The 16,180-nt window shown below is 68.0% G+C and carries 17 protein-coding genes; 9 read left to right on the plus strand and 8 right to left on the minus strand.

All coding sequences use genetic code 11. From position 1 onward, the window contains the following. The 4 genes from AC1RTO_RS15510 to AC1RTO_RS15525 form a co-directional block, all read right to left on the minus strand. Positions 1–1,743, minus strand: coding sequence for a histidine kinase famiy protein (locus AC1RTO_RS15510; RefSeq protein WP_493161704.1), 1,743 nt, complete (start codon positions 1,741–1,743; stop codon positions 1–3). Between the two features lie 83 nt (positions 1,744–1,826). Next, positions 1,827–2,564 carry a hypothetical protein gene (locus AC1RTO_RS15515; RefSeq protein WP_493161705.1) on the minus strand — a complete coding sequence of 246 codons (738 nt, stop codon included), beginning with the start codon at positions 2,562–2,564 and terminating at the stop codon, positions 1,827–1,829. Positions 2,565–2,568: 4 nt separating this feature from the next. Further along, complete coding sequence (locus AC1RTO_RS15520) at positions 2,569–3,792, minus strand: toxic anion resistance protein (RefSeq protein WP_493161706.1); 1,224 nt, start codon at positions 3,790–3,792, stop codon at positions 2,569–2,571. A 487-nt stretch (positions 3,793–4,279) separates the two neighbouring features. Continuing rightward, positions 4,280–4,684 (minus strand): META domain-containing protein, encoded by a 405-nt coding sequence (locus tag AC1RTO_RS15525; protein WP_493161870.1) that lies wholly within the window; start codon positions 4,682–4,684, stop codon positions 4,280–4,282. Between the two features lie 333 nt (positions 4,685–5,017). Between AC1RTO_RS15525 and typA the strand changes: the two genes are divergently transcribed. The 3 genes from typA to AC1RTO_RS15540 all read left to right on the plus strand — a co-directional run bounded on the left by typA (position 5,018) and on the right by AC1RTO_RS15540 (position 7,808). Further along, positions 5,018–6,862 carry a translational GTPase TypA gene (gene typA / locus AC1RTO_RS15530; protein WP_293874125.1) on the plus strand — a complete coding sequence of 615 codons (1,845 nt, stop codon included), beginning with the start codon at positions 5,018–5,020 and terminating at the stop codon, positions 6,860–6,862. Between the two features lie 203 nt (positions 6,863–7,065). Continuing rightward, positions 7,066–7,437 carry a hypothetical protein gene (locus tag AC1RTO_RS15535; RefSeq protein WP_493161707.1) on the plus strand — a complete coding sequence of 124 codons (372 nt, stop codon included), beginning with the start codon at positions 7,066–7,068 and terminating at the stop codon, positions 7,435–7,437. 95 nt (positions 7,438–7,532) lie between these two features. Beyond that, complete coding sequence (locus tag AC1RTO_RS15540; protein WP_493161708.1) at positions 7,533–7,808, plus strand: DUF3297 family protein; 276 nt, start codon at positions 7,533–7,535, stop codon at positions 7,806–7,808. Positions 7,809–7,895: 87 nt separating this feature from the next. On the opposite strand, the gene AC1RTO_RS15545 is transcribed toward AC1RTO_RS15540, so the two are convergent. The 3 genes from AC1RTO_RS15545 to AC1RTO_RS15555 form a co-directional block, all read right to left on the minus strand. Then, a complete protein-coding gene (locus AC1RTO_RS15545) occupies positions 7,896–8,210 on the minus strand; it encodes an ArsR/SmtB family transcription factor (protein ID WP_493161709.1) in 315 nt (104 codons plus the stop codon). Positions 8,211–8,325: 115 nt separating this feature from the next. Continuing rightward, complete coding sequence (locus AC1RTO_RS15550; RefSeq protein ID WP_493161710.1) at positions 8,326–10,170, minus strand: ABC-F family ATP-binding cassette domain-containing protein; 1,845 nt, start codon at positions 10,168–10,170, stop codon at positions 8,326–8,328. 30 nt (positions 10,171–10,200) lie between these two features. Continuing rightward, positions 10,201–10,764: a helix-turn-helix domain-containing protein gene (locus tag AC1RTO_RS15555; RefSeq protein WP_493161711.1), complete on the minus strand. Its 564-nt coding sequence runs from the start codon at positions 10,762–10,764 to the stop codon at positions 10,201–10,203. A 97-nt stretch (positions 10,765–10,861) separates the two neighbouring features. Here AC1RTO_RS15555 and AC1RTO_RS15560 point away from each other — a divergent pair, with 97 nt between their 5' ends. The 4 genes from AC1RTO_RS15560 to AC1RTO_RS15575 all read left to right on the plus strand — a co-directional run bounded on the left by AC1RTO_RS15560 (position 10,862) and on the right by AC1RTO_RS15575 (position 13,096). Then, on the plus strand, positions 10,862–11,314 hold the full coding sequence (locus AC1RTO_RS15560; protein ID WP_493161712.1) for a DUF6456 domain-containing protein: 453 nt from the start codon (positions 10,862–10,864) through the stop codon (positions 11,312–11,314). Between the two features lie 106 nt (positions 11,315–11,420). Continuing rightward, entirely contained in the window at positions 11,421–12,383 is a 963-nt protein-coding gene (gene dapF / locus AC1RTO_RS15565; protein ID WP_493161871.1) for a diaminopimelate epimerase, read from the plus strand. Positions 12,384–12,489: 106 nt separating this feature from the next. Beyond that, positions 12,490–12,741, plus strand: a complete 252-nt coding sequence (locus tag AC1RTO_RS15570; protein WP_493161713.1) for a hypothetical protein — start codon at positions 12,490–12,492, stop codon at positions 12,739–12,741. A 64-nt stretch (positions 12,742–12,805) separates the two neighbouring features. Next, the gene (locus AC1RTO_RS15575) at positions 12,806–13,096 is read left to right on the plus strand and encodes a hypothetical protein (protein ID WP_493161714.1); all 291 of its coding nucleotides are present in this window, start codon (positions 12,806–12,808) and stop codon (positions 13,094–13,096) included. Between the two features lie 18 nt (positions 13,097–13,114). Here the strand turns inward: AC1RTO_RS15575 and AC1RTO_RS15580 are convergent, their stop codons facing one another. Beyond that, a complete protein-coding gene (locus tag AC1RTO_RS15580) occupies positions 13,115–13,819 on the minus strand; it encodes a PAS domain-containing protein (protein ID WP_493161715.1) in 705 nt (234 codons plus the stop codon). Positions 13,820–13,978: 159 nt separating this feature from the next. On the opposite strand from AC1RTO_RS15580, the gene AC1RTO_RS15585 reads away from it, so the two are divergent. Next, positions 13,979–14,485: a hypothetical protein gene (locus tag AC1RTO_RS15585; RefSeq protein WP_493161716.1), complete on the plus strand. Its 507-nt coding sequence runs from the start codon at positions 13,979–13,981 to the stop codon at positions 14,483–14,485. Further along, a complete protein-coding gene (locus AC1RTO_RS15590) occupies positions 14,482–15,822 on the plus strand; it encodes a DNA-packaging protein (protein ID WP_493161717.1) in 1,341 nt (446 codons plus the stop codon). Before AC1RTO_RS15585 ends, AC1RTO_RS15590 begins: the two co-directional genes overlap by 4 nt. The last annotated feature ends 358 nt before the right edge of the window (positions 15,823–16,180 follow it).

Genomic DNA, 16,180 nt, shown 5'->3' on the forward strand with positions numbered 1-16,180 from the left:
TCATGCTTCCGCCGCGCCGAAGTCCGAGCGCTGGCGACGCGGTCCGCCGCTGCCGCGCCGGTTGAGCGCCTGGCGCACGCGGTCGAGCAGTTCGGACCGGCGATAGGGCTTGCTGAGCACGTCGGTGGCGCGTTTGCGCGGTCCGTTGACGACCAGTTCCTCGTTATAGCCGGTGGTCAGCAACACCGAAACGGTCGGATCACGCTCGATCACCGCATCGGCAAGCATCAGCCCGTTCATGCCGCCGGGCATGACGAGATCCGTGAACAACAGGTCGACATGGTTGTCGGCATGGACCCGTTCGAACGCCTTCAATCCGTCTTCGCCGCTGATCGCCGTGGTGACGCGATAGCCGGCGCTCGTCAGGATCTCGCTGGCGAGCGACAGCACCTCTTCATTGTCGTCGACGACCAGGACGTGATCGGCATAGCCGCTGGGCGGGGTCGGCGCGACCGCGGTCGATTCGACCTGTTCGTCCCCCGCCCCCGCCTGACTGTCTCGGGCGATCGGAAAGATCATGCGCACGGTCGTGCCTTGGCCGGGATCGCTGTCGATCTCCAGCCGCCCGCCCGACTGGCGGACGAAGCCGCTCGCCATGGCGAGGCCGAGCCCGGTCCCCTGGCCAACGCCCTTGGTCGTGAAGAACGGCTCCACCGCGCGTTCCAGCACCTCGGGCGGCATGCCGGTGCCCTCGTCGCGGACCTCCAGCGTGACATAATTGCCGGGCTCCAGATCGCGGCTGCTGTCGTCGAGCCGCAGCGGCAGCGTCGCGATCGTCACCACGCCGCCCTGCGGCATCGCGTCGCGCGCGTTGTTGACGATGTTGAGCAGCGCCATCTCGAGCTGGTCGGGATCGATCACGACGTGCGCGAGGCTGCGGCGCAGGCTGAAGTGCAGGTCGACGCGCTTGTTGACCGAGCTTTCGATGACGTCGCCGAACTCGGTGACGAGGTGGCTGAGATCGACCGGCCGCGGTTCCAGCCGGGTCTTGCGGGCGAAGGCGAGGAGCTGGCGGGTGAGCTTGGCGCCACGCTCGGCGGCGGATTGCGCGGCGACGACATAGCGCTTGGCGCGCTCGCTCTCGGTAACCGCGGCGAGCAGGTCGAGGTTACCGTTTACGACCTGAAGGAGGTTATTGAAGTCGTGCGCGAGGCCGGCGGTGAGCTGGCCGATCGATTCCATCTTCTGCGCCTGGCGGTAGCTCTGCTCGGTGTTGCGGCGGCGGGTGACGTCGAGCTGGCTGGCGAAGAAGTAAAGCAATTTGCCGCCGGTGTCGTAGACCGGGCCGATGAAGACCGCATTCCAGAACGGCGTGCCGTCGCGGCGATAGTTGAGCAGTTCGAGCGCGATCGACTGATGCGCCTCGATCGCGTCGCGCAATTCGGCGACGGCGCCGCGATCGGTCTGTGCGCCCTGCAGGAACCGGCAGTTGCGCCCCACCACCTCGTTCTCCTCATACCCCGTGAGGTCGAGGAACGCCTTGTTGGCGAAGACTATGGGATTGTCGTCGAGATTGGGGTCGGTCAGCACCATCGGCATCCGCGTCATCTCGATCGCGGCAAAGAACACGCCGCCGCGATCGTCGAGGCCGGGGCGGGTGATCGTGCTTTCGCGCCAGTGATGGAGGCCGGGGCGGCCGATCGGATCGTCGTGGCCGCTATCGATCGTCCCGCGTGCCGGCACGCCTTCGGCCTGGCCGCCAGGATCGACATCCCGCTGTTGCCCATCGTCTTTCGTCGCCATGGGTCGGCTGAATGGCGCAGGCCAGCCGATCAGGCAAGGCCACGGCCGGCAAGTTGCTTCAGATCAACGCTAAAATCCGCGCCTTATTGCCCCGGCGCGTTGCCCGCTTCATCGCGATACTTGATCTCGAGATAGCGGCCGCGCGTCGACAGGCTGTCGAGGTCGTTCTGCGCCAGCCGCGCGGTCATGTCGGCGATCTCCTGCTCGATCAGCCTGAGGCCGGCGACCAGTTCGGCGTCGGGCGTCCGCCCGTTGCGCTCGACCCGTCGCAGCGGCTCTGGAACGCGCGCGTAATCCTTGACGAAGGCGGGCAGCTGTTCGCCGATCAGACGACGGACCTCGAACGCCTCCTCCTCGCGTCCCTCCAGACGGCCGAGCTGCGGCGAGAGCGTTTCCAGCCGCACGCCGATCTGGTCGACCAGCCCGCGGGCGGGGGCGGGCAGAGCGGGGCGCTGCGCCTCGAGCCAGCGTTCGGTCTTGGCGGGCAACGCCTTGATATCGACCTCGCGCAGCACCTTTTCGCTCGGCGCGCGGGCGGCGGGGGCGATGGCGATTCCGATCGTCACCGCCGCCATCAGCAGCAGCACCGCAAGCCCGCCGAACAGCCCCAGCGGAACGACCATGCCGAGCACGGCGGCGGCGATCAGGATCATCGCATTGATCGCGCAGATCATCGCCAGCCGGGTGCCGACGCTGGTCGCCTTGCGCTTCAGCCGCTTGCCGTGCGCTCGATACTGCGTGCTCACCTGGCCGCGATAATCCTCGCTGATCCGCGCCATCGCGGCGCGGGCGCGCTCGATCTGCTGGTCGACCTCCGTCATGCGGTCACACCGACTCCAGGCGATACGGGTCGCCGCCCGGCCCCTTCAGCGTGCCCTGGCTGGCACCCTCGGCCCGCGCGATATAGCCCTTCGACTTTTCCACCTCGCTGCCGAGCGCGGTGACCGTCGTTTTCATCGAATCGAGCGCCTTCAGCTTGAACGTGTCGATCGCATCCATCGTATCGTAGATATTCTGGAAGGCGCGCTGCAGCGTCTCCAGCGGAATCGTCGAGGCGGCGGCCTGTTCGTGGATCGCCGCGGTGTTCGAGCGCAGCAGCTTGCCGGTCGAATCGATGATGTTCGCGGTCGTGGTGTTGAGCTGGGTGATCGATTCGAGCACCAGCTTCTGGTTGGTCAGCGCCTGCGCCACCGTCACCGCGGTGCGCAGTGCCGAGACGGTGGTGGTGGAGGCGCGGTCGACGCCCTTCACCAGCTCGACGTTGTTCTTCTTGACGAGGTCGAGCGCCAGATAGCCCTGCACCGTCACCGCCATCTGGGTGAGCAGGTCCTGCGTGCGCTGGCGCGTGTAGAACAGCGCCGTCTCGCGGATCGCCTTGGCCTTGGCGGGATCGGTGTGGTCGAGTTCGTTGGCCGTGTCCTCCAGCCGCGCGTCCATCGCCTTGCTGAGGTGGATCATCTGTTCGAGCCGGCCCATCGCCGACCACAAATTGGCGCGTTCGGTATCGATCGCGGCATTGTCCATCAGCAACTCATCCTTGCCGGACGCGAGATTCTTCAGGATCGCGCTGATGTGGGTCTGCGACGACTGATAGCTTTCGAAATAGTCGCGCATCTTCGAACCGAACGGGATGATCCCGAAGATCTTCTTCGGTCCCGACAGCGCGCCCTTCCGGCCCGGATCGAGGTCCTCGATCACCCGCCGCAATTGCGCCAGATCGGCGCCGACGCCGCTGTCCTTGTCCATCGCGCGGATCGGGCGGTCGAGGAAACGGTTCGACTGGCCCGCCGCCTCGCGGATCTCCTTCGCCCCCATCGCGGTGATCGCATCGACGCGGCGGCCGAATTCGGGGCTGTTGACGTCCTCGGCGACGAGATCGCGCACGAAGGTGTCGACGCGCGTCTCGAGCTGCGTCTTCTTGGCCTCGTCGATCGGCACGAGGCCGGCGGCGCGCTCGGCCTGAACGGTCGGCACGGGATCGGGCGGGGTCAGCACCAGCCCCGGTTGCCCCGTCGTCTGCGCAGTCAGCGTATCGGCGGTCGTCGCCATCATTGTCCTCCAGCGGCCATCGGCCCGGTCGTTCCTCGCAATGTGCCGGTTGCGGAGGCGGGGTTCAAGTGTGTCATTTGAATAATACGCCGGCGCGGTGTGCGAGCGGTGATCCGGGCCGCGGACGAAGGGGAGGGTCCGTTCCCTCCGGACATGCCGCCCGTGCGGCGCCTGCCGGCAGAGGGCAGGGCGAGGGTGGGCATGGCCATGGCGGCGGTATAGCGGATCGGGGGCGTGCAGGACAGCGGCGGGTGCGGCGATCCGGCCATCGTCGCCTGCCGCCAACCAGACCGTCCTGCCATTCCCTTTTCCCCGTGTCGCATAGGCCGTTTCGGGAAAAGGCAATCGGGAACAGGTTTCGGGAAAGCGGGACCCACGGGCGACCGTCAGCGTGATCGGCGCGGCGGGATTCCTGTCACAGGTTCCCAATCGGGAAGGTTCTGCTCGCTGCGGGTATTTCAGCGTCAGTTCATCGTAAGGTCTGCAATTACTGTGGGATCAGGACAGCGTTTTTGTCCGCTGCAAGGTCTATGACCAGATATCGATCGTGCAGTGACCACCGGCGCGCATGCTGCATCGCCTTCCAAAAGGCTTTGCCGCTTCGAGCAACTGGCCCGTCGCCGCAGCCTGCCGCAGTCATAGCTAAGGGGGCAGGCTTAAAACTCCCTGCCCTCCCTGACGAATCAGCTGTCCACCGGTACTCCGCTCCGGGCCAATCCCAATGAAATCCGTAGCCGAACACGTTCCACCAGCGCTCTGGGCTGAACACCTTGTTACAGGTTGACGACCCTTCTACGCGACGGTCAGCCATGAAGTGCAGAGTTACAGCTTCGTCCGTTCCCATCGGGATAGGGGCACCATTTAACTGACGCAAAGCCCAAGTGCGCGAGATAAGATCATCATCGACCCTACCCTACCCGTAAATTCCGAATGGTCGTCGCATGCTGTAAGAAGCAACACGCCTGAAAGCATTTGCGCCAAGTGCCTCATGATCCCCCCGGCAGTGACGGCACCTCCCTATCAGATCGTAGCGCTTGGGTCACGGTACGGCCCCTTTCCCGTTGCAGCATCATTTGCGGGAAGATGGGCCGCTCATCTGAACCTGCTGGTCAACCGGCCGGCCATGCAGGCCGTCCCTCGAACGTCCCTCTCCGCCGCCCCCCTTCCCGCGACGCAACATTTCGGCTATGGGCGCGCCCAATACCCTATCACATCAGGAATTCCCATGAGCCTCCGCAACGTGGCGATCATCGCGCACGTCGACCACGGCAAGACCACGCTCGTCGACCAGTTGTTCCGCCAGTCCGGCACCTTCCGCGACAACCAGCGCGTCGAAGAGCGCGCGATGGATTCGAACGATCTCGAAAAAGAGCGTGGAATCACCATTCTGGCGAAGCCGACCTCGGTCGACTGGGCGCCCCCGGGTGGCGGCGAGAGCATCCGCATCAACATCGTCGACACGCCCGGCCACGCCGACTTCGGCGGTGAGGTCGAGCGTATCCTGTCGATGGTCGACGGCGTCGTCCTGCTGGTCGATTCGTCGGAAGGCGCGATGCCGCAGACCAAGTTCGTCACCGGCAAGGCGCTGGCGCTCGGCCTGAAGCCGATCGTCGTCGTCAACAAGGTCGACCGCCCCGACGCGCGCATCCAGGAAGTGCTGGACGAGGTGTTTGACCTGTTCGTGTCGCTCGACGCCAACGACGAACAGCTCGATTTCCCGGTGCTCTACGCCTCGGGCCGCAACGGCTATGCCTCGACCGACATGGACGCGCGCGAAGGCACGCTGATCCCGATGTTCGAAACGATCGTCAGCCACGTGCCGGCGCCGAAGGTGGAAGTGGAGGACGTGCCGTTCACCTTCCTCGTCACGCTGCTCGACCGCGACAACTTCCTGGGGCGCATCCTCACCGGCCGCGTCAATTCGGGGACGGTCCGGACCAACCAGCCGATCCACGCGCTCGATAACGACGGCAATATCGTCGAAACGGGTCGCGCGTCGAAGATCATGTCGTTCCGCGGCCTCGACCGCGTCCCGGTCGACGAAGCCAAGGCGGGCGACATCATCAGCCTCGCCGGCCTGACCATCGCGACCGTCGCCAACACGATCGCCGACACGACCGTCAGCGAGCCGCTGCACGCGCAGCCGATCGATCCGCCGACGCTGTCGATGCGTTTCGCGGTGAACGATTCGCCGATGGCGGGTCGCGAGGGCAGTAAGGTGACGAGCCGCATGATCCGCGACCGCTTGTTCCGCGAAGCCGAATCGAACGTCGCCGTGAAGGTGACCGAAGCGTCGGATCGCGACAGCTTCGAGGTCGCCGGCCGCGGCGAACTGCAGCTGGGCGTGCTGATCGAGACGATGCGCCGCGAGGGCTTCGAACTCGGAATCAGCCGCCCGCGCGTGCTGTTCGGCGAGGATGAGAACGGCAACAAGACCGAGCCGTACGAAACCGTCATCATCGACGTCGACGACGAGCATTCGGGCACGGTCGTCGAGAAGATGAACCTGCGCAAGGCGGAGCTGACCGACATGCGTCCGTCGACCGGCGGCAAGACGCGCATCACCTTCTCCGCCCCGTCGCGCGGCATGATCGGTTACCATGGCGAGTTCCTGTCGGACACGCGCGGCACCGGCATCATGAACCGGCTGTTCGAAAAGTACGGCCCCCACAAGGGCAAGATCGAAGGCCGCAAGAACGGCGTGCTGATCTCGAACGGTGCGGGTGAGGCCAATAGCTATGCGCTGGGTCCGCTCGAGGAGCGCGGCATCCTGTTCGTCGGCCATGGCGAGGCGCTGTACGAGGGCATGATCGTCGGCGAGAACGCCAAGCCCGACGACCTCGAGGTCAATCCGATGAAGACCAAGGCGCTGACCAACTTCCGCGCCAGCGGCGGCAAGGACGACCAGGTGCGCCTGACCCCGCCGAAGCGCGCGACGCTGGAGCAGGCGATCGCCTATATCGACGACGACGAGATGGTCGAAGTGACGCCGAAGTCGATCCGCCTGCGTAAGCGCCACCTCGATCCGCACGAGCGCAAGAAGGCGAGCCGGGCGAAGATGGCAGCATAAGCCACCGGTGAGGGTTCGAAGGGGCGTCCGAGCGATCGGGCGCCCCTTTTGCGTTTGCAGCGTCAGGCGAGGGCGACGGGCGGTTAAACCGCGCATGAACGCCGCATTCCGGATGGGTTCAGGGCGACTCGCCTAATCGGCATGCAACACGCCTGGATCGTTGTGCGTTTTCCTTTCCAGCGTTGTGATGAGGAGTTCGCGTCATGAATGCGTTTATGAAGAAGGCTGGTCTGGGTATCGCGTTCGCCGCCACCGCGCTGACCGCGGCGGCCCCGGCGGATGCGCAGCGTTGGGGCGGCTATCGCCACCATCGTGGCGGTGGCGATGTCGCGGCGGGCGCCTTGCTCGGCGGGCTCGTCGGGCTGGGTATCGGTGCGGCGGTCGCCAGCAGCAACCGCGACCGTTATTACGACCGCGGCTATTATTACGATGCGCCGCCCCCGCCGCCGCGGGTGGTCTATCGCGACCGCTATTACGCACCGCCACCCCCGCCGCCGCGCGTGGTCGTGCGTGAGCGCTATTACGATTACGGATCGCGCTACGGCGACGGCTATGGATATGGCTACGGCTATTGAGCCGACACAGGGGTTTCGTCGGGAAGGCGGCGCGGGCTTCGGTCCGCGCTGCTTTTTCGTAGCGGGGCCGGAGCGATGCGTTTAAGCGGACCGGCATGACCGATACGCCCCCCGATCGCCTGTCGACCGATCCGTCGAGCCCCTATTTCGACCAGCCAGCGCTGGAGCGCGGCATCGGCATCCGCTTCAAGGGTGCCGAGCGCAAGGACGTCGAGGAATATGACCGCCCCGCCGGCTGGATCCGCGTCGCGCTGGGCAAGAAGGTCGACCGCCATGGTCGCCCGCTGACACTGAAGCTGAACGGCGAGGTCGAGGCGTGGTTCGAGCGGCCGGCAACGGGCGCTGCGGGCGAGGACGACGCGGCGGGCTGAGGCCGGCCCGTCCCGGGATTTGCGAGTGCGCGGGGCTTCGGCTTCGCGCCTTTTTTCGTTGTGGCGTGGGGCGGGCGGCGGGTGGCGTCATCGGCCGCTGGGTGGCGGCGCGGTGACAGCTTCCCAATTGCCCGCGATCGCGTCAAGCGCGGTCCGTGCGGTGTCGAGCGCGCCGGGCCGATAGGTATAATGGGTTTCGCGACCGTCGCGCGCGACTGACACGAGAGCGGCGTCCTCAAGGACACGCAGATGCTTGGTGACGGCCTGACGGGTCATGCCGGCGTTGGTTGACAGACGGGCTATTGACCTGGGCGCACCGCTGCGCAGGATCACCAGTAGCGCGAGACGGGTCGGATCGGCGAGCGCGGCGAACAGACGGGCGGCTTGGACGGGCTTCTGCATCGGCAACCTTTCGGTTGCAGTGAACGCAACCAGGCGGTTGCTGATATTGCAACCTCATGGTTGCTTATGCATTAGGGTGAAGAAGCGCGCAACCGTTGGGTTGCGCCACGCCCCGTTATGCGGTTTCCAGCGCCTCGGTGGCGTCAAGCCATCGGGCTTCGAGCGTCTCGATCTGGGCCTGAACGTCGGCGCGGCGCTTCATCAAATCGCTCATCGCGAGCTTGGCGAAGCGCGGTTCGGCGATCTTGGGATCGAACATCGCCCGGTCGATCGCATTGCGATCGGTCGTCAGCGTCGCGATTTCCGCCTCGGTGTCGCGGATCGTCTTGCGGCGCAGCTTATCGGCATCGCGGTCGATCGGTTTGCCCTTGGGCTTCTTGGCCTTGGGCTCGGGTTGCTTATCGCCGGCGAGCACGAAGGCGATATAATCGTCGAGAGTGCCGTCGAATTCCCGGGCAGTGCCGTTGTCGACCAGCACGAGCCGGTCGGCGGTCATCTCCAGCATGTGGCGATCGTGGCTGACGAGGACGACAGCGCCGGTATAGGCGTTGAGCGCCTGCACCAGCGCTTCGCGGGCGTCGACGTCCAGATGGTTCGTCGGTTCGTCGAGGATCAGCATGTGCGGCGCGTCGCGGGTGATGAGCGCGAGCGCGAGACGGGCCTTTTCGCCACCGGACATGCGGCCGACCTTGCCGATCGCCTTGTCGCCCGAGAAGCCGAAGCGGCCGAGCTGGGCACGGACCGCAGCGGGGCTGGCGGCCTTCATGATCCTGGTCATATGTTCGAGCGGCGTGTCGTCGGCGTCGAGTTCCTCGACCTGATACTGGGTGAAATAGCCGACCTTCATCTTGCCCGAAGACGCCATCTCGCCGTCCATCGGCGCGAGCTGCGCGGCGAGCAGGCGCGCGAGCGTCGTCTTGCCGTTGCCGTTGCGCCCGAGCAGCGCGACGCGATCGTCAGGGTCGAGGCGCATGTTGAGGCGCTTGAGGATCGGCGTCTCGCTGTAGCCGACGCTCGCCATGTCAAGCGTGATGAGCGGCGGCCGGAGCTCGCTGGGGTCCGGGAAGTCGAACGAGAGCGAAGGATCGTTGGCCAGCTCGGCGATCGGCTGCATCTTCGCGAGCATCTTCTGCCGGCTCTGCGCTTGTTTGGCGGTGGAGGCGCGGGCGGAGTTGCGGGCGACGTAATCCTGCAGCTTGGCGCGCTGGATATCCTGGTTCGCCTTGGCCGCGGCGAGCTGCGCCATGCGTTCGGCGCGCTGGCGCTCGAAGCTGTCGTAGCCGCCCGGGTAGAGCGTGATCTTGCCGTTCTGAAGGTGGAGGATGTGATCCACCACGTTGTTGAGGAAGTCGCGCTCGTGGCTGACGACGACGATCGTCGCCTTGTAGCCGACGAGGAAATCCTCGAGCCACATCACCGCCTCGAGATCGAGGTGGTTCGACGGTTCGTCGAGGAGCAGCAGGTCGGGTTGCGAGAAGAGCAGCGCTGCGAGGGCGACGCGCATTTTCCAGCCGCCCGAGAAGCTGTCGAGGGGGCGCTGCTGCATATCCTCGTCGAAGCCGAGGCCGAGCAGGATCTGCGCGGCGCGCATCGGGGCGGTGTAGGCGTCGATCGCGATCAGGCGTTCGTAGACGTCGCCAAGGCGGTCCGGGTCCTCGCTGGTTTCGGATTCGAGCATCAGCGCGGCACGCTCGGTGTCCGCGGCGAGGACCGTGTCGAACGGCGTGGCGGTGCCCGACGGCGCTTCCTGTGCGATATAGCCGAGGCGCGCGCCGCGCGGCATGTCGGCGGTGCCGTCGTCGGGTTCGAGCATACCGGCAATGACGCGGACGAGCGTCGACTTGCCAGCGCCGTTGCGGCCGATCAGCCCGACCCGACTGCCGGGCGGCAACGCTGCGGATGCGCCGTCGAGGATCGTGCGGCCGCCTAGGCGCACGGTGATGCCGTTCAGATTGAGCATGACGTGGCCTTAGCAGATGTTGCGGTGCAGCTAAAGCGTGCGGATGAGGCGGGTGGCCTGGGCCAGCCAGGGGGGGGATCCGACCGACGTGGGGCGGGCGCCGGGGGTGAGAGGGAGGAGGAGGAGCGCGTCGCCGTCGATGCCGATCAGCCGGGCGAACAGGAAGCGGCCGGCGGGCAGGGGGACGAGGACGTCGCGGTTCAGCGCCAGCGGGAAGGCGGCGCGCGCGCGCAAATCGCACCACAGCTGGTCGCCGCTGCGATAGTCAGCGACGCTGCCGGCCACGACTATCGCGACGCCGCCGGTCGCGGGCTGGGGCGGGGCGAGCGTCTGCGGCTGGCGGAGTGCATGGGCGCCGTCGGCATCGAGCGTCGCGGCGACGGGTAGCGCGGCGCGATCGGGCAGGGTGACGAGATCGGCGGGCGCGACCTCCAGCGCGGCGGCGATGCGATTGAGCCATGCGACCGAAACGGTGCGGGTGCCAGTTTCGAGCCGGCCGATAGTCTGCGCAGTCGTTGGAGGCGAGCAGCGCAGCGCGACCTGCTCCAGCGTCATGTTCCGGGCCCTACGTACCTCTCGTATCGCGGTAATCATGATCCGTCCTTAACCGCTGCGGTTATTCCTCTGTCCTACAAAGCTGACGTTGTGGCAAGTCCGCGATCGAGTCGGAGGCCGGGTCGGGAGCAGGCGCATGCGTGAGTTGGTGGAACGGACGATCATCGCGACGGGCGGGACGGGCGGAACCGGGCGGCGGGTAAGCGTGAACGTCGGCGAATCGCCGCTCGGTTGGCTGCGCGCGCGCGGGCTGGTCGATGCGCGGCAGTGCGAGGCGGGCGAGCGGCTGCGCGGCGATTACGAGACGGCGGCGCTGGGACCGCGGGTGACGATGACGTGGACGGCGCGGGTCGATGGCGGTGGCGGCGGGGGGCTCGGCCCGACGACCGCGCAGATCGCAGCCAAGGCGCGGTTCGACGCCGCCATGGCGGCAGCGGGCGCCGGGCTGGCCGATATCGCGTGGCGGGTGATCTGCGCCGGCGAGGCGCTGCCGGTGGCGGAGAGGGGGCTGGGATGGCCGGCGCGGGCGGGGCGGCTGGTGCTAACGCTGGCGCTCGACCGGCTGGCGGATCATTATCGCCTACCGTGACGGCAGGTGGGGCGGGTTTATCGTTTGCCGTCACCGGGGGGCGGGGTGTAACGGTGCGGCAGACGAGAACATAAGCGGGCCATGCGGACCGCAGAGGATGAGCGACGTGCGGTTCGATTTCGTGAAATGCCATGGCTCCGGCAACGACTTCCCCCTGATCGACGCGCGCGGGATCGCGCTGTCGCCGGCCGAATGGGCGGTGGTGGCGCGGGCGCTGGCGGACCGGCGCGGGCCTGTCGGCGGCGACGGCCTGTTGCTGCTGGGCGCGGGGGAGGGGGATTGTTGCTTTGGGATGGCGATGTACAATTCGGACGGGAGCGAGGCGGAGACGTGCCTCAACGGGCTGCGCTGCGTCGCGCGGATGGGGTTCGAGGCGCTGGGGATCGATCGCGCCCGCGTGAAGCTGAAGACGTCGAGCGCCTGGGCCGAGCGCGATGCGGATCTGGCGCCGGGGGTCTATACGGTGCGCGAGACGGCGGGGCCGGCGGGGCTCGACGTGCGCGCATGGCCGCTGCATGCCGGAACAGAGCAGATCGTCGACGCGCCGGTGCCGCCGCTGGGCAGCGACCGGGCGTTCACCGCCGTCGCCATGCCCAATCCGCATCTGGTCACCTTCGTCGAGCGGATCGACGAGGCGGAGCTGGTCGCGATCGGCACGGCGTGCGAGGCGGCGCCCGACTGGCTGCCCCATCGCGCCAACGTGTCGTTCGTCGAGCTGCGCGGGCAGGGCCCCGCATCGGGACAGGCGCTGTTCGTGCGGACCTTCGAACGCGGCGTCGGTCTGACCGACAGCTGCGGCAGCGCGATGGCGGCATCGGCCTTTGCCGCCTGCCTGACCGGACGGCTGGCCTATGACACGGCGATCACCGTGTTCAACAAGGGCGGGCTGGTGCGCGCCGCGGTCGCGCGCGATGCGATGGTCAGCCTGTCGGGCAATGCGACCTGGGAATGGCACGGATCGGTCGAGGTCGACATCGCCGCCGAGCGCGCCGGCGACCTGATCGTCCACGCCCATGCCGACGCGGAGATCGCGGCCTGGGCACGGATCGCCGACAGCGCGGGCCGATAACGGCACAGTCCGGGCGGCAGCGCGTTATGCCGAATGATGATCCACATGAGGGCGGGGGCGGAGCGGGCAGGCTATCTCCCTGGAAAGACATACAGAAGTGCAGAACATGCGTGACGATGAGATCTATTTCTACGAGCGGGCGGAGACGGAACTGGAACTGGCGCAGCGCGCCACCCACCCGCTGGCGGTGCGGGCGCATTACATCATCGCCAACCATTATCTCGACCGCTGCTACGGCGGCGCACCGACGCTGGCGGCCAACGACGGTGACGGCGACGGGGGTGGCGAGGGCGACTCGGCGGGGACCGGGAGCGCCAGCGGGGATAGCGACGGCGACGGGGCGAACCCGGCCGGATAGGGGCGAAACACTGCCATGAACCCTTGGCGCGGCCGTTCGTTGAAGCGGCGGAACGAGGGTCGCAATGGCGGATGGGTTCGGCAGGGACGAGAGCGACGAGCAGGAACTGCAGAACCGGCAGGGCGCGAAGCTCTATCCGGTGGGACAGGCGCTGCGTGCGACGTTCGACGCCGACAATCATGCGACGCTGAGCAAGGACGTTACCGGGCTGATGCTCGATCTGGCGCACGTGCCGTTCGAGCCGCATGAATTCGAACCGATCGTGACGACGCTGACGCCGCCACCGCGGATGGGCTGGCTGGCGCGGATGCGATCGGCGCTGCCGCGCGCGTTGCAGCGATCGTGGCGCGCCTGACGGACGACGCGCGCGGCGTCAGGCGGGGACCAGCGGCCCCTGCACGACGGCGACGAGCGAGCCGAAGATCACCTCCAGCATGGCGAGCGCGCGGACGCCGAGGCGGATCGGCGTGTCGCGGTCGATCGGCCCGGGCAGCTCCGCCTCGATGAAGCCGGCGTCGACCAGCGCGTGCAGCCAGCGTTGGGTGAGCGGCCAGGAGACGTTGATCCGGCCCGAGATATCCCCGGCGGAGATGGTCCGCGCCTCCGCCTCCGCGACATAGCCGACGAGCAGGATCTCGGTCGCGGGACTGCCGATCAGCGTGTCGCCGAACGCGCGCTTGCCGCCGTTGATCGCCTCCAGCAGCAGCCGCGCGACCTTCCACTGCGCCTCGATCGTCGAGGGGCGTTCGCCCTCCGGCGGCAACGGGCGGCAGGTGATGACGAGGCGGCGGCCGTCGCCGTGGCCGAGACGGGAGACGTAGATGTTGACGAAGATCGCGCGGCCATCGACATGCTGGTGCCGTTGCGTCGCGGCGAGCGTCGTCCCTTCGTCCCAGACGCGGCGCAGCAGCAGCTCGACCGCGGCGCGGTCGGCCGGCAGCACGACGTCGAGCACCGAGCGGCCGAGACCGGCGTCCGGCTCCAGCCCGAGCAGGGTTTCATAGGCAGAATCGAGATCGGTGATCCCGAGATCGGCGCCGACCAGGGCGTGGGCGATCGGTCCCGCTGCTGGATACATGTGAGTCGTCGCCTGTTCGAGCGATGGAGGCGCATCTGTAGAAACGTTCGTTGCGCAAGATCAAGTCCGTATTGGCCCTATGTGACGGCGTTGTATGGCAAATGTGTATCGGTCCGGATCAGGTATTCTCCGCGCTCTCACCGATATGGTTCAAAATGCTTGACAGCGCGACGCTGGACCGGGGGGAATGGAGAGGCGGCGCGCAGCATCACGCTGCCGCAGCGGGGAAAGCGCGTGCGCTGGACGCAGGAACTGATCGGGCTGTTCATGGATCATCTCGCCGAAACCGGAAACATCGCTGCGTCGGCGCGCTACATCGGGGTCGATCCGTCGCAGGTCTATTACCGGCAACGAACCGACGCGGCGTTCGCCGCCGCGTGGCGGGCGGCCATCGAGGCCGGATATCTGACGGTAGAGGCGCGGATGATCGGCCACGTCCTGTCGGGCGGCGACGACGCGGCGACCGCGAGCGCACGCGGTACGTTCAATTGGGAACAGGCGCTGCGCCTGCTCGCCCAGCGTGACGGCCATGCGACCCGCACGCGCCGGCATGGCCCGCAGCGGCAATTGGCGACGCGGCAGGAAACGGATGCTGCCATCTTGCGGCAGCTGTCGCGGCTTGCGCAGAACAAGGCGCGTCGCGAACGCGAGGCGGAGCCGTCATGAGCGGCGGCGCGAACAGGCCGCCGGTCGATGCGATGGCCGCCCTGCTTGCCATCTCCGAAGAGGAGCGGGGCTATGCGATACGGCGGCTGACGCCGGGGCAACGACGGGAGCTGGCGGAGCGCTGGGACGGCGGCTGGGCGCGGCCGGGGCAGGTGGCGCCGGCGGGGGACGACTGGCGGATCTGGCTGATCCGGGCGGGGCGCGGGTTCGGCAAGACGCGGGCGGGGGCGGAATGGGTGACGGGCCTCGCCGACGACCCCGAGGCGCTGATCGCGCTGGTCGGCGCGACCGCGGCGGACGTGCGGCGGGTGATGATCGAGGGGCCGAGCGGGCTGCGCGCGGTCGCCAAGACGGGGAAGATCCCGGCCTATTCGAGCAGCCGCGGCGAGATCCGCTGGCCCAACGGGGCGCGGGCGTTCGTCTATTCGGCGGACGTGCCCGACCAGTTGCGCGGGCCCGAGCATCATGCGGCATGGTGCGACGAGCTGGCCAAATGGCGGCGCGGCGATGCGGCGTGGGACAATCTGATGATGGGGATGCGGCGCGGCGCGCATCCGCGGGTGCTGGTGACGACGACGCCGCGGCCGACCAACCTGATGAAGCGCGTGTTGCGCGCCCGGGGGCTGGTCGAGACGCGCGGGCGGACGCGCGACAATCCGTTCCTGCCCGATGCCTTCGTCGACCACGTCGAGGATGCCTATGCCGGGACGGCGCTGGGGCGGCAGGAGCTGGACGGCGAGATGATCGACGACCTGACCGGCGCGCTGTGGTCGCGCGCGATGCTGGAGGCGTGCCGGGGCGATGCGCCGGGCGATCTGGTGCGCGTGGTGGTCGGCGTCGACCCGCCCGCGGGGGCGGTCGCGGAGGGCGGCGCGGGCGATGCCTGCGGGATCGTAGCGGTCGGGCTGGACGGTGACGGCATGGCGTATGTGCTCGCCGACGCCAGCGTGGCCGCGGCCTCGCCCGAGGGCTGGGCGCGGGCAGTGGCGAGTTGCGCGGCGCAACATCGCGCCGACCGGGTGGTGGCGGAGGCCAACCAGGGCGGGGCGATGGTGCGGTCGGTGCTGCTCGCGGCGGACGTGACGCTGCCGGTGCGGCTGGTGCGCGCGAGCCGCGGCAAGGCGGCGCGGGCGGAGCCGGTGGCGACGCTCTACGAACGCGGGCGGGTGCGGCATTGCGGGCGCTTCCCCGCGCTGGAGGACGAGATGTGCGGGCTGGTCGCCGGGGGCGGCTATCAGGGGCCGGGGCGTTCGCCGGACCGGGCGGATGCGCTGGTGTGGGCGCTGACGGAATTGTGCCTGGAGCGGCGTGGCGCTGCGGGGGTGCGGGGGTTGTAGCCGGGGTTTCGCGTGGGGGTGGTGGGCCTCTCGCCCATCGTCAGCGCGGACTGGTTTTAGGGGTTTGCCGGGCGGTGGGGGCGGGGCTGGAGGCTCCGGCCGTTCTCCTCGCCGCGGGGTGGGCCCCGGAACGGGGCCGGGGTGACGGGTGGGATGGGCGGGAGGCGGGAAGAAGGGGGTTCGCGCGGAGGCGCGGAGACGCGGAGACGCGGAGAAGAAGGGAAGGGGTTTTCGCGCGAAGGCGCGAAGACGCGACGGAGTTTGGGTGGGGGCGGGCCTCTCGCCCATCGTCAGTGCGGACTGGTTTTAGGGGCTGCCGGGCGGTGGGGGCGGGGCTGGAGGCTCCGGTCGTCCTCCT

The sequence above is a fragment of the Sphingomonas sp. GW821-FHT10F09 genome (assembly GCF_058809195.1).